General features: G+C 69.3%; 23 protein-coding genes. 9 read left to right on the plus strand and 14 right to left on the minus strand.

The features are described from left to right. Window positions 1-96: 96 nt before the first annotated feature. Window positions 97-1,467, plus strand: coding sequence for a DUF2252 domain-containing protein (locus DT073_RS01935; protein ID WP_240638689.1), 1,371 nt, complete (start codon window positions 97-99; stop codon window positions 1,465-1,467). 19 nt (window positions 1,468-1,486) lie between these two features. On the opposite strand, the gene DT073_RS01940 is transcribed toward DT073_RS01935, so the two are convergent. From DT073_RS01940 to DT073_RS01990, 11 genes are all read right to left on the minus strand, one after another. Next, window positions 1,487-1,987 carry a septum formation family protein gene (locus DT073_RS01940; RefSeq protein WP_124291861.1) on the minus strand — a complete coding sequence of 167 codons (501 nt, stop codon included), beginning with the start codon at window positions 1,985-1,987 and terminating at the stop codon, window positions 1,487-1,489. Between the two features lie 117 nt (window positions 1,988-2,104). Further along, window positions 2,105-2,566, minus strand: a complete 462-nt coding sequence (locus DT073_RS01945; RefSeq protein ID WP_124291862.1) for a heat shock protein transcriptional repressor HspR — start codon at window positions 2,564-2,566, stop codon at window positions 2,105-2,107. A 14-nt stretch (window positions 2,567-2,580) separates the two neighbouring features. After that, on the minus strand, window positions 2,581-3,573 hold the full coding sequence (locus DT073_RS01950) for a DnaJ C-terminal domain-containing protein (protein WP_124291863.1): 993 nt from the start codon (window positions 3,571-3,573) through the stop codon (window positions 2,581-2,583). Window positions 3,574-3,585: 12 nt separating this feature from the next. Then, complete coding sequence (locus DT073_RS01955) at window positions 3,586-4,215, minus strand: nucleotide exchange factor GrpE (protein WP_124291864.1); 630 nt, start codon at window positions 4,213-4,215, stop codon at window positions 3,586-3,588. Between the two features lie 2 nt (window positions 4,216-4,217). Further along, window positions 4,218-6,089: a molecular chaperone DnaK gene (gene dnaK, locus DT073_RS01960; protein ID WP_124291865.1), complete on the minus strand. Its 1,872-nt coding sequence runs from the start codon at window positions 6,087-6,089 to the stop codon at window positions 4,218-4,220. Between the two features lie 182 nt (window positions 6,090-6,271). Next, window positions 6,272-7,903, minus strand: coding sequence for a fucose isomerase (locus tag DT073_RS01965; RefSeq protein ID WP_124291866.1), 1,632 nt, complete (start codon window positions 7,901-7,903; stop codon window positions 6,272-6,274). Next, window positions 7,900-9,408: an FGGY-family carbohydrate kinase gene (locus DT073_RS01970; protein ID WP_124291867.1), complete on the minus strand. Its 1,509-nt coding sequence runs from the start codon at window positions 9,406-9,408 to the stop codon at window positions 7,900-7,902. Before DT073_RS01970 ends, DT073_RS01965 begins: the two co-directional genes overlap by 4 nt. A gap of 97 nt (window positions 9,409-9,505) precedes the next feature. After that, window positions 9,506-10,483, minus strand: a complete 978-nt coding sequence (locus tag DT073_RS01975) for a LacI family DNA-binding transcriptional regulator (protein ID WP_240638690.1) — start codon at window positions 10,481-10,483, stop codon at window positions 9,506-9,508. Between the two features lie 2 nt (window positions 10,484-10,485). Continuing rightward, a complete protein-coding gene (locus tag DT073_RS01980) occupies window positions 10,486-11,298 on the minus strand; it encodes a GntR family transcriptional regulator (protein ID WP_124291869.1) in 813 nt (270 codons plus the stop codon). Window positions 11,299-11,301: 3 nt separating this feature from the next. Beyond that, window positions 11,302-11,706 carry a D-ribose pyranase gene (rbsD, locus tag DT073_RS01985; protein WP_124291870.1) on the minus strand — a complete coding sequence of 135 codons (405 nt, stop codon included), beginning with the start codon at window positions 11,704-11,706 and terminating at the stop codon, window positions 11,302-11,304. Continuing rightward, entirely contained in the window at window positions 11,703-12,665 is a 963-nt protein-coding gene (locus DT073_RS01990) for a ribokinase (protein ID WP_124291871.1), read from the minus strand. The genes rbsD and DT073_RS01990 overlap by 4 nt, the downstream gene beginning before the upstream one ends. Window positions 12,666-12,759: 94 nt before the next feature. Between DT073_RS01990 and DT073_RS01995 the strand changes: the two genes are divergently transcribed. Then, the gene (locus DT073_RS01995; RefSeq protein ID WP_124291872.1) at window positions 12,760-13,416 is read left to right on the plus strand and encodes a transaldolase family protein; all 657 of its coding nucleotides are present in this window, start codon (window positions 12,760-12,762) and stop codon (window positions 13,414-13,416) included. 9 nt (window positions 13,417-13,425) lie between these two features. Here DT073_RS01995 and DT073_RS02000 read toward each other — a convergent pair whose 3' ends face one another. Continuing rightward, window positions 13,426-14,103, minus strand: coding sequence for a FadR/GntR family transcriptional regulator (locus DT073_RS02000; protein ID WP_124291873.1), 678 nt, complete (start codon window positions 14,101-14,103; stop codon window positions 13,426-13,428). A gap of 63 nt (window positions 14,104-14,166) precedes the next feature. Between DT073_RS02000 and DT073_RS02005 the strand changes: the two genes are divergently transcribed. Beyond that, window positions 14,167-14,994, plus strand: a complete 828-nt coding sequence (locus DT073_RS02005; protein WP_124291874.1) for an amidohydrolase family protein — start codon at window positions 14,167-14,169, stop codon at window positions 14,992-14,994. A gap of 85 nt (window positions 14,995-15,079) precedes the next feature. Here DT073_RS02005 and DT073_RS02010 read toward each other — a convergent pair whose 3' ends face one another. Continuing rightward, complete coding sequence (locus DT073_RS02010; protein WP_240638691.1) at window positions 15,080-15,835, minus strand: SDR family NAD(P)-dependent oxidoreductase; 756 nt, start codon at window positions 15,833-15,835, stop codon at window positions 15,080-15,082. After that, window positions 15,832-16,692: a fumarylacetoacetate hydrolase family protein gene (locus tag DT073_RS02015; protein ID WP_124291876.1), complete on the minus strand. Its 861-nt coding sequence runs from the start codon at window positions 16,690-16,692 to the stop codon at window positions 15,832-15,834. The genes DT073_RS02010 and DT073_RS02015 overlap by 4 nt, the downstream gene beginning before the upstream one ends. Window positions 16,693-16,816: 124 nt before the next feature. Between DT073_RS02015 and DT073_RS02020 the strand changes: the two genes are divergently transcribed. From DT073_RS02020 to DT073_RS02045, 6 genes are all read left to right on the plus strand, one after another. Next, window positions 16,817-18,106: an enolase C-terminal domain-like protein gene (locus DT073_RS02020; RefSeq protein WP_124291877.1), complete on the plus strand. Its 1,290-nt coding sequence runs from the start codon at window positions 16,817-16,819 to the stop codon at window positions 18,104-18,106. Next, entirely contained in the window at window positions 18,093-19,082 is a 990-nt protein-coding gene (locus DT073_RS02025) for an aldo/keto reductase (protein WP_124291878.1), read from the plus strand. The genes DT073_RS02020 and DT073_RS02025 overlap by 14 nt, the downstream gene beginning before the upstream one ends. Then, on the plus strand, window positions 19,076-19,513 hold the full coding sequence (locus DT073_RS02030; protein ID WP_124291879.1) for an RbsD/FucU family protein: 438 nt from the start codon (window positions 19,076-19,078) through the stop codon (window positions 19,511-19,513). The genes DT073_RS02025 and DT073_RS02030 overlap by 7 nt, the downstream gene beginning before the upstream one ends. A 153-nt stretch (window positions 19,514-19,666) precedes the next feature. Beyond that, complete coding sequence (locus DT073_RS02035) at window positions 19,667-21,172, plus strand: sugar ABC transporter ATP-binding protein (RefSeq protein ID WP_124291880.1); 1,506 nt, start codon at window positions 19,667-19,669, stop codon at window positions 21,170-21,172. Further along, entirely contained in the window at window positions 21,169-22,203 is a 1,035-nt protein-coding gene (locus DT073_RS02040) for an ABC transporter permease (RefSeq protein WP_124291881.1), read from the plus strand. The genes DT073_RS02035 and DT073_RS02040 overlap by 4 nt, the downstream gene beginning before the upstream one ends. Window positions 22,204-22,328: 125 nt before the next feature. Continuing rightward, window positions 22,329-23,324 carry an ABC transporter substrate-binding protein gene (locus DT073_RS02045; RefSeq protein WP_124291882.1) on the plus strand — a complete coding sequence of 332 codons (996 nt, stop codon included), beginning with the start codon at window positions 22,329-22,331 and terminating at the stop codon, window positions 23,322-23,324. Window positions 23,325-23,336 lie beyond the last annotated feature (12 nt).

Genomic DNA, 23,336 nt, shown 5'->3' on the forward strand with positions numbered 1-23,336 from the left:
GGCCTCGGCCGGGAGCGCACGCCGGTGCTGGCGGCGTGCGCTCCCATCCCGTACCGTCTGATCAGGCGGTGATGCCGCCGGGTGAGAGGAGGCGCCGTGCCTCGAGATCCGTGGATGCCACCCCCGGGCCTGTCCGCCCACACGGCGGAGGGCAAGATCGAGCGGGGTCGGACGCCCCGTGGCGCGCTCTCCCAGCTCGTGGCCACCGGCCGAGACCCGATGGCCGTCCTCGATGCCCAAGACGTCGATCGCGTGCCGGAGCTCGTGCCGCTGCGCACCGCCCGCATGGGGGCGAGTCCTTTCGCGTTCTACCGGGGAAGCGCAGCGATCATGGCCGACGACCTGTCGCGCTGCCCGAGCACGAGCATCCTCGTCGCCTCCTGCGGCGACGCGCACCTGTCGAACTTCGGCCTCTACGGGTCGCCCCAGCGCACGCTCGTGTTCGATCTGAACGATTTCGACGAGTCGGCCTGGGCTCCCTTCGAGTGGGATCTCAAGCGCCTCGCCACCAGCGTCGTCATCGCCGGCCGCGCGACCTCGCGCGACGACGCCGTCGTCGAGGATGCGGCGCGGCAGGCCGTCCGCACGTATCAGCGGGGGCTCCGCACCGCCGCCAAGCGGTCTCCGCTCGAGCGGTACTTCGACCGCTTCGACGCGCTCGGTGCTCGCCTTTCGACCGATCCGGAGACGGCGGCGGTCGTCGAGCGCGCGGTGCGATCGGCGCAGAAACGCACCGGTTCCCGTGCCGCGCGCAAGCTGACGACGACCGATGAACACGGCCGCGTGACGCTCCTCGACGATCCCCCGGTGATGACCCATCTCACCGCCGGCGACGAGGAACGGGCATGGCGGGTCCTCGACGAGTACCGGCTGTCGGTCAATGTCGACATCCGGCTCCTGCTGCAGAAGTACGCGATGGCCGACGTGTCGGCTCGGGTGGTCGGCGTCGGCAGCGTCGGCACGCGCTGTCTGCTGATCGCGCTCCAAGACGGCGACGGCGATGTGCTCCTCCTTCAGGGGAAGGAGGCCGGCGAGAGCGTGCTCGTGCAGTACGGGCGCGTGACGCAGCCCGAGGCGGTCACGACCTTCATCGACACCTATGGCAACGGAGGGCGGGTGGTCGCGCTCCAGCGCATCCTGCAGGCGGTGTCCGATCCTTTCCTCGGTCATATCCGCCGATCGCCGTCCGGCGCGCGGCGCGACTTCTACGTGCGGCAGTTCCACGACATGAAGGGCGGCTTCGACGCCGAGGCGATGGAGGACAAGCCGTTCCGCTGGTACGCCATGGCGTGCGCGGCGACACTGGCGCGCGCCCACGGGCAATCACCGACGGGGGCCACCGCCGCCGGCTACGTCGGGGGCGGGCGGCGGTTCGAGGACGCCGTGGTGGAGTGGGCGTACGCCTACGCCGATCTGTCGTACGAGGACTGGGAGGAGTTCCGCCGCCACCGCGGCACCGAGGAGTGAGTGGGCGCGGCCCGCGCGATCAGCGCGCGGTGCCCTCGGCCGATCCCTCGGTCGGACCCGACGGGTCGGACAGGATGCAGATGATCTCGCGATCGCCGTCTCCCCACGACTGCTCGGACGGGTCGATCGAGTCTGCGATGAACACCGATTCCTCGTAGGAGATCCCGACGAACGGCTCGAAAGCAGACAGACACCCTTCCTCCGCAGCCGCGTCGACGGCCTCGGCGCCCGGCCACTCTCCGTCGGGCATATCGAAGAGATGGAAGACCTCGTAGTCGTGCGACTCGCCGCAGGGGACCACCGGCAGCTGATTGATCTCGGTCTCGGTCACCTCGGTGAAGCAGTCCCCCACCGCGATGGCGAACACGTCGGCGTTCCCGCCCTCGACGACCTCCTGCGACTCCTCGTCCCGCTCCACGGTGGAGGGAGCGGTGAAGCTCACGCATCCGGAGAGAGCGACGGCGAGGGTGCCGACGGCACCCGCGGCGAGAAGACGGTGGATGAGGCGTGAGGTATCCATGGAACTTTCGGGGATGTGTGAGGACAGGACGAACGCCGAGATCGATCCCGGCGCGGGCCTCAGCCTAGAAGGCGATCGCTCCCGCCCGCGAGTCGGCGGCACCCCCGCGCGTGTCGGCTAGGCCGATTCGTCTCGAGCGCCCGGAGAGAGCGGATGACGCGGGCGCCAGACCACCAGCTCGGTGGCGCGGCGCACGCGCGTGCCATGGCGCAGGGTGACGACAGAGCCGGTCGCGCCCGCCGCGAAGACCCGCGCCCCCGGGCGTGACTGGCGCTCCATCTCGAGTTGCTGTTCGAGGTCCCGCACACGACGGGTGAGGTCGTGCACGCGCTGTTCGAGGGAGATGAGCCGCGCGATCGCGGGGAGGCTCATACCGTCGGCGGACAGCCGCGCAACCTCGCGCAGCTGCTCGACGTGGCGGAGCGAGTAGCGGCGGGAACCGCCCTGAGTGCGAGCGGGGACGACGAGACCGAGCCGGTCGTACTGGCGCAGCGTCTGCGGGTGCATGCCCGACAGCTCCGCCGCCGCGGCGATGGCGAAGATCGGCGCGTCACCGTCGATGTCGACGTGGTCCGTCATCCGTCCCTCCCGTGTCAGCCGCGCGCCTTGGCCATGAGGTCCGCCCGCGGGTTCTCCTTCGGCTCCACCTCGTGGAAGCGTTCGAGCGCTTCGCGCGCGGCGCCCTCGAGGTGGGAGGGCACGACCACCTGCACCTCGGCGAGCAGGTCGCCGGTGCCCTTCTGAGTCGAGACACCGCGTCCCTTGACGCGCAGCACGCGTCCCGAGGGGGTGCCCGGCGCGACACGCAGCTTCACCGGGTCGCCACCGAGCGTCGGGACCTCGATCGTGGCGCCCAGAGCCGCCTCGGTGAAGGTCACCGGAACCACCACGCGCAGGTTCAGTCCCTCACGGGTGAACACCGGGTGGGGGCGCACCGTCACCTGCACGACGATGTCGCCGCTTTCGCCGCCGTCGGGAGAGGGACGTCCGCGACCGCGGAGGCGGATGCGCTGCCCGTCGGCGACGCCGGCGGGGATCTTCACCTTGAACGGCTTGCCGTCCTCGCCCTGGAGGGTGATGGTCTCGCCCTTCGTGGCGGTGACGAAGTCGATGGTCGTGCGCGCCGTGACATCCGACCCGCGGGTCGGGCCGCCGAAGCCGCGGAAGCCGCCGGTGGGCTGCCCGAACCGACCCGAGCCGAAGCTGCCTCCCTGCTGCTGGTTGAACATCGCGAAGATGTCGTCGAAGTCGGCCGACTCGTAGCGCCCACCCCCGCGGCTCTGACCGAACGCGCTGAAGACGTCTTCGAACCCGCCGGCGCCCGGGCCGCCCGCAGTGAAGCGCGCGCCCGAGCCCATGGCACGGATCTGGTCGTACTCGGCACGCTGCTCGGGGTCGGAGAGCACCGCGTACGCTTCGCTGATCTCTTTGAACTTCGCCTCGGCCGCAGCATCCCCCGGCTTGGAGTCGGGGTGATACTGCCGCGCGAGCTTGCGATAGGTCTTCTTCAGATCGGCGTCGGAGACCTCCTTGGAGACCCCCAGTACCTTGTAGAAGTCCTTCTCGAACCAGTCCTGGCTGGCCATGGCGTCTCCGGCCTACTCTGCCGGCACCGCGACGACGACCTTCGCCGGACGCAGCTCGGTCGAGCCCAGCCGGTAACCCGTCTCGACCACCTCGAGGATGGTCGCCTCGGTCGCGCCGGGGGTCGGCTGCTGGAAGATCGCCTCGTGGTGCTGGGGGTCGAAGGCCTCGCCGGCGGCGCCGTACGCCTCCACGCCCATGCGCTCGACGACAGCCCGCACCTTGTCGGCGATGGCGGCGAAGGGCGTGCCCTCGACGAGATCGCCGTGCTTGGCGGCACGGTCGAGGTCGTCGAGCACGGGGATCAGGCCTTTGGCGGCGGCCCCCTTGGCACGCTCGATCTCGATCTCGCGCTGTTCCTCGGTGCGGCGGCGGTAGTTGGCGTACTCCGCCTGCAGGCGCTTCAGGTCGGTGAGAAGCTGCGACTCCAGAGCCTCGACGCGGTCGGCGACGGCGTCGGTGTCATCCGCTGCCGCCGCGTCGGCGGACTGGGCGGCGCTGAGGATGTCGTCGACGGTGAAGTCGCCCTCCTCTGCGCTCGCTGCGTCCGCCGACGCGTTCGGTGAGGCGTCTGCCGACTCGGGCGCCGAACCGTCCTCGGGGTCAGGCCCGGGAACCGTGGGGTCGTCCTTGTCTTTCGCCATGGTTACTTCTTGTCTTCCTCGTCGTCGATGACCTCGGCGTCGACGACGTCCTCATCGTTCGACGGCTGGTCGCCCGCGGGCGCACCCTCGCCACCGGCGGCGGCACCGTCGGCCTGCGGCGCGGCCTGGTTCGCCGAGTAGATCGCCTCGCCGATCTTGCCCTGCGACTGCGACAGCTTCTCGAACGCCGACTTCACCGCGTCGTCGTCGTCACCGGCGAGCGCGGTCTTCAGCGCATCGACGTCGGCCTGGACCGACTCCTTGACGTCGGCGGGCAGCTTGTCGTCGTTGTCCTTGATGAGCTTGTCGACCGAGTAGGCGAGCGTCTCGGCCTGGTTTCGGACCTCCGCGGCCTCACGGCGCTTCTTGTCCTCCGCCGCGTGCTCCTCGGCCTCGCGCACCATGCGCTCGATGTCGTCCTTCGGCAGCGACGAGCCGCCGGTGATCGTCATCGACTGCTCCTTGCCGGTTCCCTTGTCCTTCGCCGAGACGTGCACGATGCCGTTGGCGTCGATGTCGAAGGTGACCTCGATCTGCGGGATGCCCCGGGGAGCCGGCGCGATGCCGGTGAGCTCGAACGTGCCGAGCGGCTTGTTGTCGCGGGTGAACTCGCGCTCGCCCTGGAAGACCTGGATCGCGACCGACGGCTGGTTGTCGTCGGCGGTCGTGAAGGTCTCGCTCCGCTTGGTCGGGATGGCGGTGTTGCGCTCGATGAGCTTGGTCATGATGCCACCCTTGGTCTCGATGCCGAGGCTCAGCGGGGTGACGTCGATGAGCAGGACGTCCTTGCGCTCGCCCTTCAGCACACCGGCCTGCAGGGCTGCGCCCACGGCGACGACCTCATCGGGGTTCACACCCTTGTTGGGCTCCTTGCCGGCCTCGCGCTGGACGAGCTCCGACACGGCGGGCATACGGGTCGAACCGCCGACGAGCACGACGTGGGCGATGTCGGCGACCTTGATGCCGGCCTCGCGGATGACATCCTCGAACGGCTTCTTGGTGCGGTCGAGGAGGTCCTTGGTGAGGTCCTCGAACTTCGCGCGGGTGATCGTCTCCGACAGCGAGACGGGGCCCGAGTCGGTCAGCGACAGGTAGGGGAGGTTGACCGAGGTGCTGGTCGAGGAGGACAGCTCCTTCTTCGCCTGCTCGGCGGCCTCCTTCAGTCGCTGCAGGGCGATCTTGTCGCCCGAGACGTCGACACCGGTGGTGTCCTTGAACTGCTTGATGAAGTACTCGACCAGACGCTGGTCCCAGTCGTCACCGCCGAGACGGTTGTCACCGGCGGTGGAGCGCACCTGGATGGTGGAGAAGTCGTCGTCCTTGCCCACCTCGAGGAGCGAGACGTCGAAGGTACCGCCACCGAGGTCGAAGACGAGGATGAGCTCGTCCTCCTTGCCCTTGTCCAGGCCGTACGCGAGGGCGGCGGCGGTGGGCTCGTTGATGATACGCAGGACGTTCAGACCCGCGATCTCGCCGGCCTCCTTGGTGGCCTGACGCTCGGCGTCGTTGAAGTACGCCGGCACCGTGATGACCGCGTCGGTCACGGTGTCGCCCAGGTACTGCTCGGCGTCGCGCTTGAGCTTCTGCAGGATGCGGGCCGAGATCTCCTGCGGCGTCCACTTCTTGCCGTCGACCTCGAAGGTCCAGTTCGTGCCCATGTGGCGCTTGACGCTCGAGACGGTGCGGTCGACGTTGGTGACCGCCTGACGCTTGGCGGTCTCGCCGACGAGGATCTCGCCGTCCTTGGTGTAAGCGACCACCGAGGGGGTGGTGCGGAAGCCCTCGGCGTTCGCGATCACCTTGGGCTCGCCGCCCTCCAGCACCGCGACGACGGAGTTCGTCGTTCCGAGGTCGATACCAACAGCACGTGCCATGTGTGTTTCTCCTTTTCACGGGGCCGAGAGCCTCGACCCGGGGCGTTGTCCGAAAGTCCACACGCGACCGGGTCACGGAGGGTTGAGTCGCGTTGGCTCAACACTACGCCACCCCCGCGCCATCGGTCAACTGAACTTGATATGAATTGACTCAAGTTCGATCCGCCCTCCGAGGCGGGGAGTCACATGGTGACGTCCCCGACGAGGTTGACCTTCACGCCGATGCGCTCGAACATCGCGGCTTTCGCCATGAGCGCCCGGTCGGCGGTCGCGGCGTCGGGGGAGTAGACGACCTGCGCGTGATTCGCCTTGTGCCGCGCCATGAACTGATCGCGCGTGACGCCGTGGAGGACGACGTGGGCGATCGGCCACTCGGGGTTGGTGGCCTCCTTCCGGCGCCGGGTCTCGTCGTCGGGCAGCTCGATCGCCGAGGCGCGGAAGATGTCGACCTGCACGATGCCGTCGGCGATGAAGACGCGACTGACGACGAGTTCCCCGGGCCGCGAGACGCCGTTGACGGTAGCGCCACCGGCGGGGAAGAAGACGTGGCCTTGGCGCCATCCTTCGGCCTTGTCCCACCCGCCGAGGTGCGAGGCGGGGACAGACCCCGAGATCTCGTAGACCCAGACGAAGCGTCCGTCGTACTCCTCTCCCCAGCGCACATCGTGGAGCGTGTTGTCGGGGATCAGGCCCATGGCGGTCCACACCCGGTCGGTGACGAGCGCGTCGACGGCCACGCCCTCGTCCGCCTCGTTGAAATGCGGAAAGGCGCGACCGGCGAAAAGCTCGCGCCTCCCGTCGCGAGAGAACACCGGCGGGCGTTCGGTGGAGTTCAGGATGCCCTCGGCGAGATCCGATGCCGGGACGAGATCCTTCAGTCCCTGCTGATACTGGATGCCGACGGCGTCGAGTCCGAAGTCGTCGGAGATGCGCAGCGCGGCGATGTACATTTTCAGCTGCCACTGCACTTGATCGCGCGTCAGCTCTGTGATGGGATCCTCGCCGTAGCGGAAGGTCATGCCGCGATCGACGAGCCACTCGTAGGCCGCATCGGCCTCTTTGTCCGTCACGCTCAGCATCTCGGCGTAGAGCGCGGACTGCGACAGTCGCTCCTTATAGATGCCGAGCGGATTGAGGAGCTCGTCGTCGAAGATGGCGTTGTACATCCCCATGCAGCCTTCGTCGAAGACGCCGATGATGGCCTTCTCCGCGAGGAGCTGATCGCCCAGCGCCCGGCCGAGCGCGACTTCGGCGGTGTCGGGGAGAGCAGGCAGGTCGCGCACGTGCGAGGCGTCGTGGGTGATGCGGCCGGTTTCGACCCATTCCCGCAATCCCTCTCGAAACCATTCGTCGGTGAAGTCGACCGACCAGATCGTGGCATAGTCCCGGCCCATCTTTGTCAGGCCCGCATTTAGGCCGAGAAGGCCGACGAGCCCGGGCCAGTCCCCCGCGAAGTTCGCCACCGTGAGAATGGGGCCGCGGTGCGTCCGCAATCCGGCGAGGACGTGGTGGGAGTACTGCCACACGGCCTCCGCGACGATGAGGGGGGCGTCCTCGGGGATCCGCGTGAAGACGTCCAGGCCCATGCGCTGGCTCGAGATGAAGCCATGACCCGTGTCGGGGTCGACCTCGTTGGCGCGGATGACCGTCCAGCCCAGCTCATTGAAGGCGCGGACGACCTCAGTCTCCATGGCCGCCTGCGTCGGCCACCCGGCGATGTTCGCCGACTCGCGCAAGTCGCCGGAGGCGATCAGGTAGGCCGTGCGGGGCGCCGCTGTCCGCGCCACCTGGGGCTGCGGGAATGTGTAGGTCATGAGGGGATTCCTTCCGTGCGCTGCAGGGCGGCGAGGGCGTGCGCGACGTCCCTCCCGCCCTGATAAAGATTCAGATACAGGTCGAAGAGCCGGTCGTAATGCGGGCCACGCGACGCATCCGGCGTGATGGTGTCCACGACAGGGTTCCAGTCATCGATGCGGGGCGGATCGGAGGACACCGCGCCCGCGGCGAGGAAGGCGGCGCCGTAGCTCGCACCGATGGTGATGCGCGGCACCTCCTGCGTAAGCCCCGTGACGTCCGAGACGGTCTGCAGCCACAGCCGGCCCTGAGTGCCGCCGCCCACCGCGACGATGCGGCGGACATCGGCGCCGGCGGCCCGCATCGTCTCGACGTTGTGGCGAACCCCGAAGGCGGTCGCCTCGAGTGCGGCGCGGTACAGGTCGCCGCGGGTGTGTCCGAGGGTGAGCCCCGCGATGACGCCGCGCGCATCCGCGTCGAGGATAGGAGTTCGCTCGCCGGCGAAGTACGGCAGCATCAGAAGCCCGCGGGCGCCGGGACCGGACACCTCCGCCTCAACGAGCAGCTGGGGGAAATCGGCGCCGGTGAGGTCCCGCAGCCACGCGGTGAGGGCACCGGAGGTCGCGAGGCCCCCGGCCAGATTGGTTGTCCCCGGGAAAGCGCCGACGGTCGTCCACATCGACGGCGTGCGCAGGACGTGGTTCCCTGTCGCCACCAGGAACATCGTCGTGCCGTACATCAGCATGAGGTCGCCGACGCCGTGGGCGCCCGCACTGACGGCTTCGGTCCAGGCGTCGATCGTTCCGGCGATGACAGGGGTGCCGGCGGCGATCCCCGTCTGCGCCGCGGCGTCGGGTGTCACCTCCCCGACGATGTCACCCGCCCACGCCAGACGGGGCGGCTCGATCCCCGGTGCGATGCGATCCCACCCGGAGGCGTGCCACGCGTGCGCCTCGATGTCGTACAGCGGCGTGCACTGGCTCGCCGACTGGTGATCCAGCACGTAGGCGCCGGTGAGCCGTCGCGCGAGCCAGGACGCGGGCATGAAGAGGCGCCGCGCCCGCGCGTAGGCATCGGGCTCCTCCTCGGCGATCCATGCGATCTTCGGACCCGCGGCCTGCGTCGTGAGCGCGGACCCGCCGACGCGGACGATGTGCTCAGCGCCGAGCTCCGCGGTCAACCGCTCGATCTGGGAGACGGCGCGGGTGTCTACGCCGTACAAGATCGTAGGCCGGACGGGCCGGTCGTCGGCGTCCGCGAGGAGTACGCACGGACCCATGCCGCTCACGCCCACCGCGATCACCTCGGCTCCGGATGCCGCGGGGTCCTCGTTCAGCTGCGTGCTCAGGTGGCAGAACTCGGCCCACCAGATGTTCGCATCCATCTCGACGTGGCCCGGGCGGGGCCGATGCACGTCGTGGGCGGCGGTCGCGGTGGCGAGTACCTCGCCGGTTGCGGCGTCGACGAGGACACCCTTCGTGCTGGACGTGCCGATATCGACCCCTAGGACGCAGCGTCGCGTCATCCGTACCTCCCGTGCTCGCCCGTCAGTGTAACGTGAAATCGATTTCAGTTCCACCGTGACCACGACGCAACGAGGTCGTCGCCGACGGGCGGGCTCGTCACCGGCCGGCGGGACGGACCTCACCGCGGAGGGTCACGAGGCGTGGCGGCTCATCATCGCCCCCGATGCGCTCCAGCAGCATGCGCGCCGCAGTCATCCCCATCTCGCGAGCGGGGAGTCGCACGACCGTGGCGAAGTCCGCCGGCGTCGTGGCGAATGGGAGCGAGCCGATCACTGCCACCCCGGTCCGCGGCGGAGCAAGATCGAGCTCGGCCAGGCGCTGGAGGACGCCCACGCCGAGAAGGTTGTTGCCCGCGACGACCGCGTCGGGTCGGTCGACCCCCGAGAACAGGGCGTCTACGCACTCCCGTCCACCCTCCACTCGGAACGTCGAGTGCTGCAGCAGCGCGGGTTCGGGCTCGACACCCCGCGCTCGAAGGGCGTCGGCCCAGCCGAGGGCGCGCTCGCGCGCGGTTTCGATGTCGGCGGGCCCCGACACGCACGCGATCCGCCGGAACCCTGCGTCCCACAGCCGCGCCGTGGCCTCGGCTCCGGCCTCGCGATTGGCCATCACGACGGCGTCGACGTCGCCGGCCCGACGGTCCACCGCGACGACAGGCCGCCCGCCTGCGGCGAACGGCGCGAGATCGGACGTCGGGCTCGCCGCCGCGATGAGCACCCCCGCCATGTGGGTGGATGCCGCGATGCGCAGGTACGACGCCTCCTTATCCGGATCCCCATCCGAGTTGCACAATACGACGGAGTATCCCGCCTCCGAAGCGATGTCCTCGATCCCGCGGGCCATCTCGGTGTAGTAGGGGTTCTCGATGTCGGGGATCACCAGCGCCACCGCCTGCGCATGCTGCGTTCGAAGAGTCCTCGCGGTCCGGTTAGGGACGAAGCCGAGCGCGTCGACGGCGCGGCGCACCGCCTCGGCTTTCTCCGGGGACACAGAGATGCCATTGAACACCCGGGACACGGTCGCGGGGGATACCCCGGCTTCGCGTGCGACGTCGTAGATGGTGGTCACGGCCATACTCAGTCGGATCCGCCCGCACCGACAGGCACGAGACTCGCGCCGGCGGCGTCGGCGCGCAGTTCGAACTCGAACCGGCTGCGGTCGCCGCGGTGGTACGCGATGAAGAATTCGAGGGGAACGCCTGCCGCGTCGCGGCTGACGCTGCGCAACCGCAGCAGGGCGGATCCGGGCGAGATCGCCAGCAGCTGCGCCTGCTCTGGTGAGGCCACCGTCGCCTCGGCCGAGCGGACGCCCGCGACCGCGCGCAAGCCATGCTCGGCGAGGACCCGGTACAGGGAACCCTCGCGCAGATCGGCACCGAACGTCACCGCGCCGACCGCCTCGGGCATCCAGGTCGTGGACAGCGACCAAGGGTCGTCGTCGACGTAACGAAGCCGTTCGAGAAGGATGACGGGGGCGTCGACCACGACGGCCAACGCCTCCGCGACTTCGGGCGTCGCGGGCACCGTCTCGTGGCGAAGCACGTCGCTTCGGACGTGACCGCCGCGGCGCTCGACGTCGTCGTACAGCCCGATCAGGGTGTGCATCAGCGCTTCACTGGTCTTGGGGCGGGCGACGAACGTGCCCTTTCCCTTCACCCGCTCGATGATCCCCTCGTGCTCGAGCTGCCCGAGGGCCTGGCGGACGACCGTCCGCGAAATCCCGTAGAGTTCGCAGAGCCGGTGCTCGCCCGGCAGCAGATCGCCCGGACGAAGGCTCTGCGAGGCGATCCCATCGATGATGAGTCGCCGCAGCTGGTCGTACATCGGCGCGGCGGAGCGCCGGTCAATGGCGGGCGACGACGGCGCGTCTGAGGTCGAAGCGAGGGTCATGGCTCAGTAGACCACGCCGGCGTGCAGGATCACATTGGCATAGGGAGTGAATTCGCCCGACCGCACGAAAGCCCGGGCCGCTGTTGACAGCCGCTTGAACTCGTCGTGCGGGATGAGCGCGATCTCCACTCCGAGGGGCTCGAGGCGCTCGCGGAGCGCCGCCAGGACGTGCGGGCTGCGCTCGGCGACCTCCGCCGACGCCGTCGCGCCCTCCACCGCGAGCTCAGCGAGCACCGTGTCGAGGACGTCGAGGAACGCAGGCGCTCCCGGGCGGTAGGCGAGGTCGATCCGTTCGCTCCCCGGCGGGATCGGAAGTCCCGCGTCGGTCACGACGACGAGATCCGTGTGGCCCGTTTCGCTGATGAGGCGGGACAGAGCGGGGTTGATTGTCGTGGCGGTGCGTCTCACGATCGGACTCCTGGTGCTGCATGGGCGGCGAGGAGAGCATCCACGCGGTCCGCGTGGGGAAGGCTGGGTGAAGCGCCGCGCACGGTGACGGTGAGCGCGCCGGCAGCGGCCGCGCGGCGCGCGGCGGCAACGAGCGGCTCTCCCGCGGCCAGGGCCGCACCGAGGTAGCCGGAGAAGGCGTCACCGGCCGCCGTGGTGTCGACGGGCGTGACCGGGAACGGCGGGATCAGTTCGACTTCGGAGTCGGTGACGAGCAGAGCGCCCGCTCCCGCGAGCGTCACGACAGCGGCGCGTGCGCCCCGGGCGAGGAACCAGCGTCCGGCGGCCTTGGCCGAGGCAGCATCGACGACGGGGATGCCGGTGAGCAGACTCGCCTCACTCTCGTTGGGAGTGACGACGTCGACGCACGCCCAGACGTCCTCCGGAAGCTCAGCCGCGGGCGCCGGATCCAGGACGACCGTCATGCCGCGATCGCGTCCGGCGCGCAGAGCATGACAGGCGAGCTCTGCGGGGATCTCCAGCTGCGTCAGGAGCACGGCGGCGCTTCCGTCGAGGGCGCCGAGGGCGGCATCGATCTGCGCGACGCTGAGCGCCGCGTTGGCGAGCGGCACCATCACGATGTCATTCTGTGCGGAGGCGTCCACCCGGATATGCGCGATGCCGGTCGGACCGGGGACGGTGCGCAGATGCGCGATGTCGACCCCGGCCTCGGTCAGGCCGTCGACGATCAGGTCGTGGAAGAGGTCGGATCCGACGCACGCGATGAAACTGGCCTCGGCGCCCGCACGTCCGGCCGCGACGGCCTGATTGGCGCCCTTGCCGCCTAGGACGAGGGTGAAGTCCTCGCCGAGAATCGTCTCACCGGGCACGGGCAGGCGCCCCGAGAACGTGGTGAGGTCGGCAGTGACGCTGCCAACCACCGCTACGCCGCGCGGCGCGGCGCGATCGGAGTCAGGCATCGGTGCCTCCCAGGGGATCTTTGACTTCACCGTCGGCTGTCATTACATTAGCCGAGTCGTCACCTGTAACGACAGGTTGGAGCCGAGAAGTCCGATGATCGCCGCCCCCGTGCTCTACGTCGACAGCGCTGACACCGTGGCGCTGAGCCCGCTTCTGCGGGACGGCCTCGTCCGCGGCGTCACGACCAACCCGACGATTCTCGAGCGCAGCGGCCGCCGCCTGGTCGAGCTCGCCGATCTCTACGCCCGATGGATCGAGGAGGGCGCCGAAGAGGTGTTCTTCCAGGCCTGGGGGACGGATGCAGCGCAGCTGCGCCGCGCCGGAGAAGATCTGCGAGAACTCGGCGACCGGGTCGGCGTGAAAGTCCCCGCAACGCGCGCCGGATTCGCCGCCGCCAAGATCCTCGTTCGAAGCGGCGCGACCGTCCTCGTCACGGCGGTGTACAGCGTTCCGCAGGCGCTTGTCGCGGCGTCGATCGGAGCCCGCTTCATCGCCCCTTATCTCGGCCGACTGACCGACGCGGGCGTTGACGGACACGCGCTCATCGGCCGGATGCAGGCTGTCTGCGCGGGCTCCGGGACGGACGTCCTCGCGGCGAGCCTGCGGTCCCCGGAGGACCTCGTCGCGTTGCGTGAGGCCGGGGTCGGTTACTTCACCGCCGCCCCTGCCGTCCTAGAGGCGACGCTGCTCGATCCGACCAGCGAACGCTCCGCCGCCGAGTTCGAGGATGCGATCGCGCGGCTGTCCTGACGGCCGCGCTCAGGGCCGCGCCGCCCGGCGGAGCCAGCGTTCGACTCCCGCGACGTGCGCCGACGTGAGCGCGGCCGCCAGGTCCGCGTCACCCTCCGCGATTGCGTCGAGGATGGCGCGGTGCTCCGCGAGCGTTCGCCTCACGGCGCCTTCCTCGGTCATCCCGCGCCATATCCGAGCGCGGACGGTCCGGCTGCTGAGCGAGTCGATGAGGCTGCTGAGGTAGGAGTTCCCGGCGATCTGGGAGATCCGGCCGTGGAATCGCAGGTCGTGCTCGACGAGCTCCGGGACGTCCGCCGATGCGGCCGCGCCGGCGATCTCGGCCTCCAGCTCCGCGACGTCCTCATCGGTCCGGCGCTGCGCCGCCTGTCCCGCGGCGTGGGATTCCAGGACGCGCCGCACCTGGAAGACCTCCAGCAGCGAGGCGTCGTCGTGCATGTCCACGACGAAGGAGATCGCTTCCAGGAGCAGGCTCGGTTCCAGGCTCGTGACGTACGTGCCGTCGCCACGGCGCACGCTGAGGACCCTGATGACCTCGAGCGCCTTGACAGCCTCGCGCAGCGAGCTACGCGACAGACCCAGCCGCTCGGACAGTTCCTTCTCCGGCGGCAGCCGGTCGCCCGGGCGCAGCTCGCCGCGCACGATCATGTCCTTGATCCGGTCGATCGCCTGGTCTGTGAGCGCCATGCCCTGATACTAAAGGTCGGATCTCTGCTGGCGGGGTTGCGTCGTCGCGGGAAGAATGGGCGCATGCGCGTCCTCGACTCCCACCTGCATCTGTGGGATCCGGCGGTCCTCGAGTATGCCTGGCTCAGCGACGACCTGCGCGCCCGCTTCGACACTCCGGAACTCGCGGCCGCGGTCGACGACGCTCCCCCGGCGGCCGCCCGCGCGTTCGTCTTCGTGCAGGCGGAGTGCGCGCACGCGCAGGCGCTCGCCGAGGTGGACTGGGTGCTCGCCCGGGCGGAGGCCGCGGGCATCGTCGGCATCGTGGCGCGCGCAGCCGTCGAGCGGGGGGAGGACGTCGTCGGGGAACTCGAGGCGTTGCGCACTCGTCCCCGCGTCGTAGGGGTGCGGCGGGTCCTGCAGGACGAAGCGCCCGGATTCGCGACGTCGCCCGCCGTGCGCGACGGGCTGCGGGCGGTCGCTGCGGCGGGCCTGGTCTTCGACGCGTGCGTGCGCGCCGGGGGATTGCGGGAGGTGATCGCTCTGGCAGACGCCGTGCCGGAGCTGCCCCTCATCCTGGACCACTTGGGCAAGCCGCCGGGCGCGCGGGCTGATCCGAAGTGGACGGAAGACCTGCGGGAGCTCGCGCGGCGACCGCACGTGATCGCGAAGGTGTCCGGGCTCCCGGCCGAGGCGAGGCCGCAGTGGACGGCGGACGACGTCCGTGCCGCACTCGACGTCGCGCGGGACGCGTTCGGGCCCGAGCGGCTGATGTTCGGCAGCGACTGGCCGGTGTCCGTCCCTTACTCTCGCTGGCTCCGGGCCGTTCTCGCCTGGACGGCCGACTGGTCGGGGGCCGAGCGCGACGACCTGCTGTGGGGGAACGCCGCACGAGCGTACGGCATGGCTTGAAGCGCACTGCAGGCCTGGAAGATACGCCGAGCACCTGCCCCGGGTGACATCGCGTGTCCACGAGAGAGGGGCGGGTGGGGGCGGTTCACGGGTGGGGGCGAAGGCGGAGGGATGCCATGCCGCCGTCGACCTCGATGACGGCGCCGGTCGTCGAGCCCGCGGCGGGGCTCACGAGATACACCACGGCGGCGGCGACTTCGTCGGGGTCTACCAGCCGGCCGTGCGGTTGGCGGGCCTCGAGCGCCGCGCGCTCAGCGGCGGGATCGTCGGCCGACGCGAGCAGCCGACCGACCCAGGGCGTGTCGGCGGTGCCGGGGTTGACCGCATTGACGCGAACCCCCTCACGAAGGTGGTCGGCCGCCATCGCCCGCGTGAGCGCGGACACCGCACCCTTCGACGCGCTGTACAGCGCGCGCTGCGGCAGCCCCGCCGTCGCGGCGATCGATGACACGGTGCACACGGCAGCGGCGGGCGAGCGTCGCAGCCACGGGAGGGCCGCCGCCACGGTGCGAGCCACTCCGGTGACATTGACCGACAGAACTCGCGCCCATTCGTCGTCGTCGTTGGCGGCGATGTCTCCCTGGGCGCCGATCCCGGCGCTGGTGACGACGATGTCGAGGCCGCCGAACCGCTCGGCCGCCGCGCGCACGGCGGCCTCGACGTCCGCACGGTCGGCGACGTCGGCGCGCAAAACCGCGGCTTCGGGCGTCGCGGTGCTCGGATCAAGGTCCAGCACCGCGACCCGTGCGCCCTCGCCCAGGAGGCGGCGCGTGATCGCCGCGCCGATTCCGGACGCCCCGCCCGAGACGATCGCGGCGAGCCCGTCGAGCGCGCCGGTCACGACCGGGCCTCCCAGGCCCGGAAGGTCTGACGTTGACGGCCGAGCCCCTCGATCTCGATCTCCACGACGTCCCCGGGTCGGAGATAAGGGAATCGGCCCGACAGTGCGACACCCTCGGGCGTCCCGGTGAGGATGAGGTCACCCGGCTCCAGGGTCAGAAACTGCGACAGGTGCCAGACCAGATGATCAACCGGGAAGATGAGGTCCGCGGTCGACGAGTCCTGCCGGGGCTCGCCGTTGACGAAGCTTCGCAGCCGCAGCTCTGTTGGGTCGACCTCGTCGGCCGTGACGAGCCAGGGCCCGAGCGGACTGAAGCCGGGTGCACACTTCCCCTTCGACCACTGCCCGCCCGACACCTCGAGCTGGAACGTGCGCTCCGACAGGTCGTTCGCGGTCACGTAGCCGGCGATGTGGTCGCGCGCCTGCTCGGGTCCATCCAGGTAGGCGCCGCGACGGCCGATGACGACGCCCAGCTCGACCTCCCAGTCGGTCTTGTCGCTGCCCCGAGGGATCGTGACGTCGTCGTCCGGTCCGGCAACGGTGTTCGGCGTCTTGAGGAAGATGATCGGCACCTCGGGTGGGGCGGATCCGGACTCAGCTGCGTGCGCGGCATAGTTCATGCCGACGCAGACGATGGCGGACGGCCGCGCGATCGGTGCGCCCACGCGCAGCCCCGACGCTCCTTCGAGCGGCGCGAGCCGGCGTTCGGCGCGCGCCGCGCGCACGACCCCGACGGGGTCGGCGGCGAGGAAGTCCCCCGTGACATCTGATGTCACCGGGCGAAGATCGTAGGTGTCCTCCCCGTCGAGCAGAACGGGGATCTCATGGCCCATGGGGCCGAGTCGCGCAAATCTCATGATTCTCCCGAGGACCCCGGGGTCATCGCCCGACGCTATTTCACGTAGGGGTGGGTCCGTTGACAGTATAGACATCCGATGTTTACACTTCGAGCGGCGCAACCGGCGCCGCAAGGGGGAGACTGTGAGCAAGATCGTCGCAGTGGAGACCACCGACGTGCGGTTTCCCACGTCGGTGAGCCTGGACGGCTCGGACGCGATGAACCCCGACCCGGACTACAGTGCCGCCTACGTCCGGATCGTGCTCGACACCGGCGAGAGCGGCTACGGCTTCGTCTTCACGATCGGCCGAGGCAACGACGTCCAGGTCGCGGCCGTCGACGCCCTCGCCCCGCACCTGGTCGGACAGGACGCCGAGGCCCTGCTGGCCGACATGGGCGCCACGTGGAGCTCCCTCGTCAACGACTCGCAGCTGCGCTGGCTCGGCCCCGAGAAGGGCGTCATGCACATGGCGATCGGCGCGGTGGTCAATGCCCTGTGGGACCTCAAGGCCAAGCGCGCGGAACTCCCCCTCTGGCTCCTGCTGGCGCGGATGACCCCGGAGGAGCTGGTCTCCCTCGTGGACTTCCGCTACCTCGGCAACGCGCTCACCGAGGCCGAGGCCCTCGACGTCCTGCGCGCCGCCGAGCCGGGGCGCGCCGATCGGGAAGCGGCGCTCCGCGCAACCGGCTACCCCGCGTACACCACTACGCCCGGCTGGCTCGGCTACTCCGACGACAAGCTCGCGCGCCTGTGCCGCGAGGCTGTCGAAGACGGATTCCCCCAGATCAAATTGAAGGTCGGCGCCGATGTCGAAGACGACATCCGGCGCCTGCGGATCGCACGCGAGGTGTGCGGCCCGGAGTACCCGATTGCGATCGACGCCAACCAGCGCTGGGAGGTGCCGCAGGCGATCGCGTGGATCACCGCCCTCGCACCGTACGGCCCCGCCTGGGTGGAGGAGCCGACGAGCCCCGACGACATCCTGGGACACGCCGAGATCGCCGCCGCCGTCGCTCCCATCCCCATCGCGGGCGGCGAGCACGCGCACAGCCGCGTGATGTTCAAGCAGCTTCTGCAGGCGCGGGGTATCGAGGTCGTGCAGATCGACGCTGTTCGCGTCGCAGGTGTGAATGAGAACATCGCCACGCTTCTGCTCGCGGCGAAGTTCGGCGCGCGCGTCTGCCCGCATGCCGGGGGGGTGGGGCTGTGCGAGGCCGTGCAGCACCTGTCGATGTTCGATTTCGTGGCGGTCAGCGGCACGCGCGAGGGGCGGATGATCGAGTACGTCGACCACCTCCACGAGCACTTCGTCGCGCCCGCCGACGTGCGAGGCGGCACCTACCGCGCACCGATGACGCCGGGGAACGGGATGGAGATGCGACCGGGGAGCATCGAGACCTACCGGTGGCGGGGAGCGCATGTCTACGCGTGAGTCCCGCACTCCCACGCTGACCGCCCTCGGCTACGGCGCGGCTAATCTCGGCAACCTTTTCCGACCCCTCGCCGACGATGAGGCGCGCCGGATCCTGGAGACCGCGTGGGACAGCGGAGTGCGGTACTTCGACACCGCCCCGCACTACGGCCTCGGCCTGTCGGAGCGACGCCTCGGCGCGTTCCTACGCGATAAGCCGCGCGACGAGTACGTGCTCTCGACGAAGGTCGGACGACTCCTCCGACCGAACCCGGACCACACCGGCGGGCTCGACCTCGCAGCTGACTTCCACGTGCCCGACACGCTCCGGCGGGTGTGGGACTTGAGCGCCGACGGGATCCGCCGGAGCCTCGACGAGTCGCGCGAGCGGCTCGGCATCGAGCGCATCGACATCGTCTACGTGCACGATCCGGAGCGGCACGACCTCGAGCAGGCCCTCGCGGAGGCGCTTCCTGCACTCGAGGCCGAGCGCGCCGCCGGGACGGTCGCAGCGGTGGGCATCGGCTCGATGTCGTCGGAGAGCATCGCGGCCTGTGTCCGGGGCGCCGACCTGGACGTCGTGATGATCGCCGGCCGTTACACGCTCCTCGAGCAGCCCGCCGCGGCAGATGCGCTACCGGCGTGCCGCGAGCGCGGCACCGCCGTGGTGGCGGCGTCCGTGTTCAACTCCGGCCTGCTGGCGGCCGAGCGCCCGACGCGGGCCGGACGCTACGAGTACGGTGCGGTGCCGGACGCCGTCTGGGAGCGGGTGCAGCGGATCGCGGACGTCTGCGAGGCCTGGAGCGTCGCCCTCCCAGCGGCCGCTGTTCAGTATCCGCTGCGCGATCCCCTCGTCCGGTCTGTCGTCGTGGGCGGCAGCCGGCCGGGCCACCTGACGGCGAACGCCGCCCATCTCGTCGCGCCCGTCCCGGAGGGGTTCTGGCGCGACCTCGACGACGCGGGCCTCGCGCCCGACGGGAAGGACCAGCGATGCTGACGGGGATCCATCCGCTGCTGACCGGGGAGCTGCTGCGCCACCTGGATGACATGGGGCACTCCGACGCGGTCGTCGTCGCCGACGCGCACTTCCCCGCGCATGCGCTCGGACGGCGCGTGCTCTCCATGCCGGGCACGACGACCCCAGCCGTCCTCGCCGCCGTCCGCTCGGTGCTCCCCCTCGATGACACCCCCGCGCTGGAGCTCATGCGCTCGGCGGACGGGGAGGTGCTCGAGGTGCAGCGCGAGCTCCTCGCCGCGGCGGGCGTGGATGCGGCCGGGGCGCGGTTCGCCGACCGCTTCGGCTTCTACGACCTGGCCGCCGCCGCCTTTCTGGTGATCCGCACCAGCGAGACCCGCGTGTACGGCAACGCCCTGCTGCGGAAGGGCGTCGTGAATCAACAACTAGATGTGAAATCGATTTCAGATTAGCCTTGAGCTCGTTACTCGCGCGACGGTCTACAGCGTCGGCGCGATGTGATCAAGTTGTTATTACAGGTCTTCCGTTCCGGTGACTCAGTAGATACATTTAGATACAACCTGGCGCCGCGAGCGACGCCGACTCTCGATGAAGCGGGTGAAGAAGTGAGCGAACCGATCCTCAAAGTCGAGGGCATCAGCAAGGGGTTCCCGGGTGTCCAGGCACTGAAGGACGTCCACCTCGAGGTGCGCCCCGGCGAAGTCCTGGTGCTCGTGGGCGAGAACGGCGCGGGCAAGTCGACGCTGATGAAGATCCTGTCCGGGATCTACCAGAAGGACGCCGGACGCATCGTCTTCGATGGCCGGGAGGTCGAGCTCACCGGCCCGCTGCAGGCGCAGCATCTCGGCGTGACGATCATCCACCAGGAGATGAACCTCATGCCCGACCTCACGGTCGCGCAGAACATCTATATCGGGCGTGAGCCCAGGACCGGCCCCTTCGTCTCCGAGCGCCGGCTCAACCGCCGGGCCGCGGAGCTGCTGGAGCGACTGGGGATCCACATCGACGCCCGCCAGCGCGTCGGCGAACTGACGGTGGCCAAGCAGCAGATGGTCGAGATCGCCAAGGCGCTCTCGTTCGATGCGAAGGTCCTCATTATGGACGAGCCCACCTCGGCGCTTACTGACACCGAGGTCGAGACGCTGTTCTCCCTTATCGAGCAGCTGAAAGCGCGCGGCACCGGTATCGTCTACATCTCGCACCGCATGGACGAGTTGCGCCGCCTCGCCGACCGCGTGACCGTGCTCCGCGACGGCGCCTACATCGGCTCGCTTGAGAAGTCGGAGATCTCAGTCCCCCGCATCATCGAGATGATGGTGGGCCGCGCCATCGACGAGGGACGCCGTCCGGAGGCTCGCGAGCACGAAGGCGATCCGGTGGTCCTGGAGGTCGAGGGGCTCTCGACCAAAGCGCTGCTCGACGACGTCTCCTTCCAACTGCACCGGGGCGAGATCCTGGGCTTCGCCGGACTGATGGGGGCGGGACGCACCGAGACGGCGCGCGCGATCATCGGCGCCGATCCGCGCGACGCCGGCGTCATCCGTATCGCGGGGCGCGAGCAACGCATCCGCCAACCCGCGGACGCCGTCCGCCACGGCGTCGGTTATCTCAGCGAGGATCGCAAGCTCCTCGGGCTCATGCTCGAGCAGGATGTCACCTTCAACACCGTCCTGGCCTCGATCGGTCGGTACGCCAACGCGATCGGCTGGATGTCCGATGGGAAGGCTAAGACAACGACGAAGGATTACGTCCAGAGGCTTCGCGTGAAGACGCCGTCGGTCAATCAGGTCGTGAAGCTGCTTTCCGGCGGAAACCAGCAGAAGGTCGTCATCGCGCGGTGGCTCCTGCGCGACTGCGACGTCCTCATCTTCGACGAGCCGACCCGCGGCATCGACGTCGGCGCCAAGGAAGAGATCTACCGCGTCATGCGAGAGCTCGCCGACAGCGGAAAGTCGATCATCGTCATCTCCTCAGAGCTCCCGGAGGTCCTGCGCGTGGCGAACCGGATCGTCGTCATGGCGAACGGTCGCGTGACAGGGACGCTGCGCAACGAGGACGCGAGCCAGGAAAAGATCATGCAGTTGGCCGCCCACGCGGAGGAGGAAGAATGACCACGCAGCACAATCCGGGGCCGTCGACGACGACGGTCATCCAGACGGCAGTCGCGGAGCCGAATGCATCTGGCGGTGTGGGGGCATTCCTTCGCCGTCAGTTGCAGCAGTCGCTCGCGTTCGGCACGCTCATCGTCCTGGTGGTGTTCTTCTCGATCTTCGGGAACAACTTCCTCACCTGGAGCAACATCTCCGGCATCCTGCTGGCGACCGCGGTTATCGGGATCCTGGCACTCGGTACGACCTTTGTGATCATCACCGGCGGCATCGACCTCTCGATCGGCACCGGGATGACGCTCTGCGCCGTCATGACGGGCGTGTTCATCGCGAACATGGGTCTGCCGGTGTGGGTCGGAGTCGTCGGCGGCGTCGCGACGGGCGTCCTCATGGGCGCGATCAACGGCGTCAACATCACGTTCTTCCGGCTGCCGCCGTTCATCGCCACCCTCGCGATGATGATGATCGCGCAGGGCCTGGCGCTCGTCATCTCCGGAGTGCGCCCGATCTACTTCTCCGGGCCCGCGCCGGACTTCAAGCAGATCGCCCTCGGCACCCTTGTCCCCGGCCTGCCCAACGCGGTCCTCATCACGATCGTGCTCGCGGTCGTGGCCTATCTCGCGCTGAACAAATCGATCCTCGGGCGCTACACGTTCGCGATCGGCTCCAACGAGGAGGCGACCCGGCTGTCCGGCGTCAACACGCGACGCTGGAAGATCATGGTCTACATGTTCGCCGGGGCTTTCACCGGCATCGCCGGTGTCGTCCTGGCCTCCCGGCTGGACTCAGCCCAGCCGCAGCTGGGCGTCGGTTACGAGCTTCAGGCGATCGCCGCGGTGATCATCGGCGGCACGTCGCTGCTCGGCGGTCGTGGGTCGATCCTCGGCACCGTCATCGGCGCTCTGATCATGAGCGTCCTTATCAACGGCCTGCGGATCATGGCGATCCAGACCGAATGGCAGAACGTCGTCGTCGGCGTCGTCATCCTCATCGCTGTGTTCTTCGACTCACTCCGCAACCGCACCTCCACCTGATCCCGGTCTGCGGCGACCCGTGCCCGCCGCAGACCGGAGGCCGTCCGCGGCCCCACCCGCAGGCACGACACCACGAACAAGTCCGCACGACCGACACCCGGTCATCACCGAACAATGGAGTTTTCATGAAGTACGGCAGAACGGCCGCGTTCGCGGCCACCGTTGCCATCTCGGCGCTCGCCCTGGCGGGATGCTCGAGCTCCGGAACCGGTACCGACGCAGGCGCCGGCAACCCGGGCGACGGCGACTCGATGTACATCGCGCTCGTCTCGAAAGGCTTCCAGCATCAGTTCTGGCAGGCCGTCAAGCAGGGCGCGGAGGAGAAAGCCGAGGAGCTCGGCATCGAGATCACCTTCGACGGGCCCGCCGCCGAGACTGAGGTCGACGCGCAGCTGCAGATGCTGCAGACGGCGATCGACCGGGGCCCTGACGCGATCGCCTACGCCGCGCTCGATCCCGAAGCCTGCATCCCGCTGTACGAGACCGCCGAGGCAGCGGGCATCCCGATCGTCGAGTTCGACGCACCGTGCGACAGCGACTACTCGCAGAGCCTGGCGGCGACCGACAGCCTGGCCGCGGGTGCGCTCGCCGCGCAGAACATGGCGGAGATCATCGGCGGCGAGGGCAAGGTCGCCATCGTCGGCCACAGCCAGATCAACTCGACGGGTGTCGAGCGCCGGGACGGCTTCGTCGAGGAGATCGAGGCCAACTACCCCGACATCGAGATCGTCGACATCCAATACGGCGATGGCGACCACCTGAAGTCCGCCGACATCGCCAAGGCGATGATCGCAGCGCATCCCGACCTCAAGGGGATCTACGGAACCAACGAGGGCTCTGCGATCGGCGTGGTCAACGCTGTCAACGAGCTCGGCCTCGATAAGGGCGAACTGACGATCGTCGGTTTCGACTCCGGCGCGGCCCAGGTCAACGCCATCAAGGATGGCACGATGGCCGGCGCCATCACCCAGGATCCCATCGGCATCGGCAAGACCGTGGTCCAGGCCGCGTACGACGCCGCGATGGGCGAAACGGTCGAGGAGTTCTACGACACCGGCTCCTACTGGTACAACGCCGACAACATCGAGGACCCGCAGATCGCGGCCGTTCTCTACGAGTGACTTCGCACTGAC

The sequence above is a fragment of the Microbacterium sp. ABRD28 genome (assembly GCF_003850245.1).
Lineage (GTDB): Bacteria > Actinomycetota > Actinomycetes > Actinomycetales > Microbacteriaceae > Microbacterium.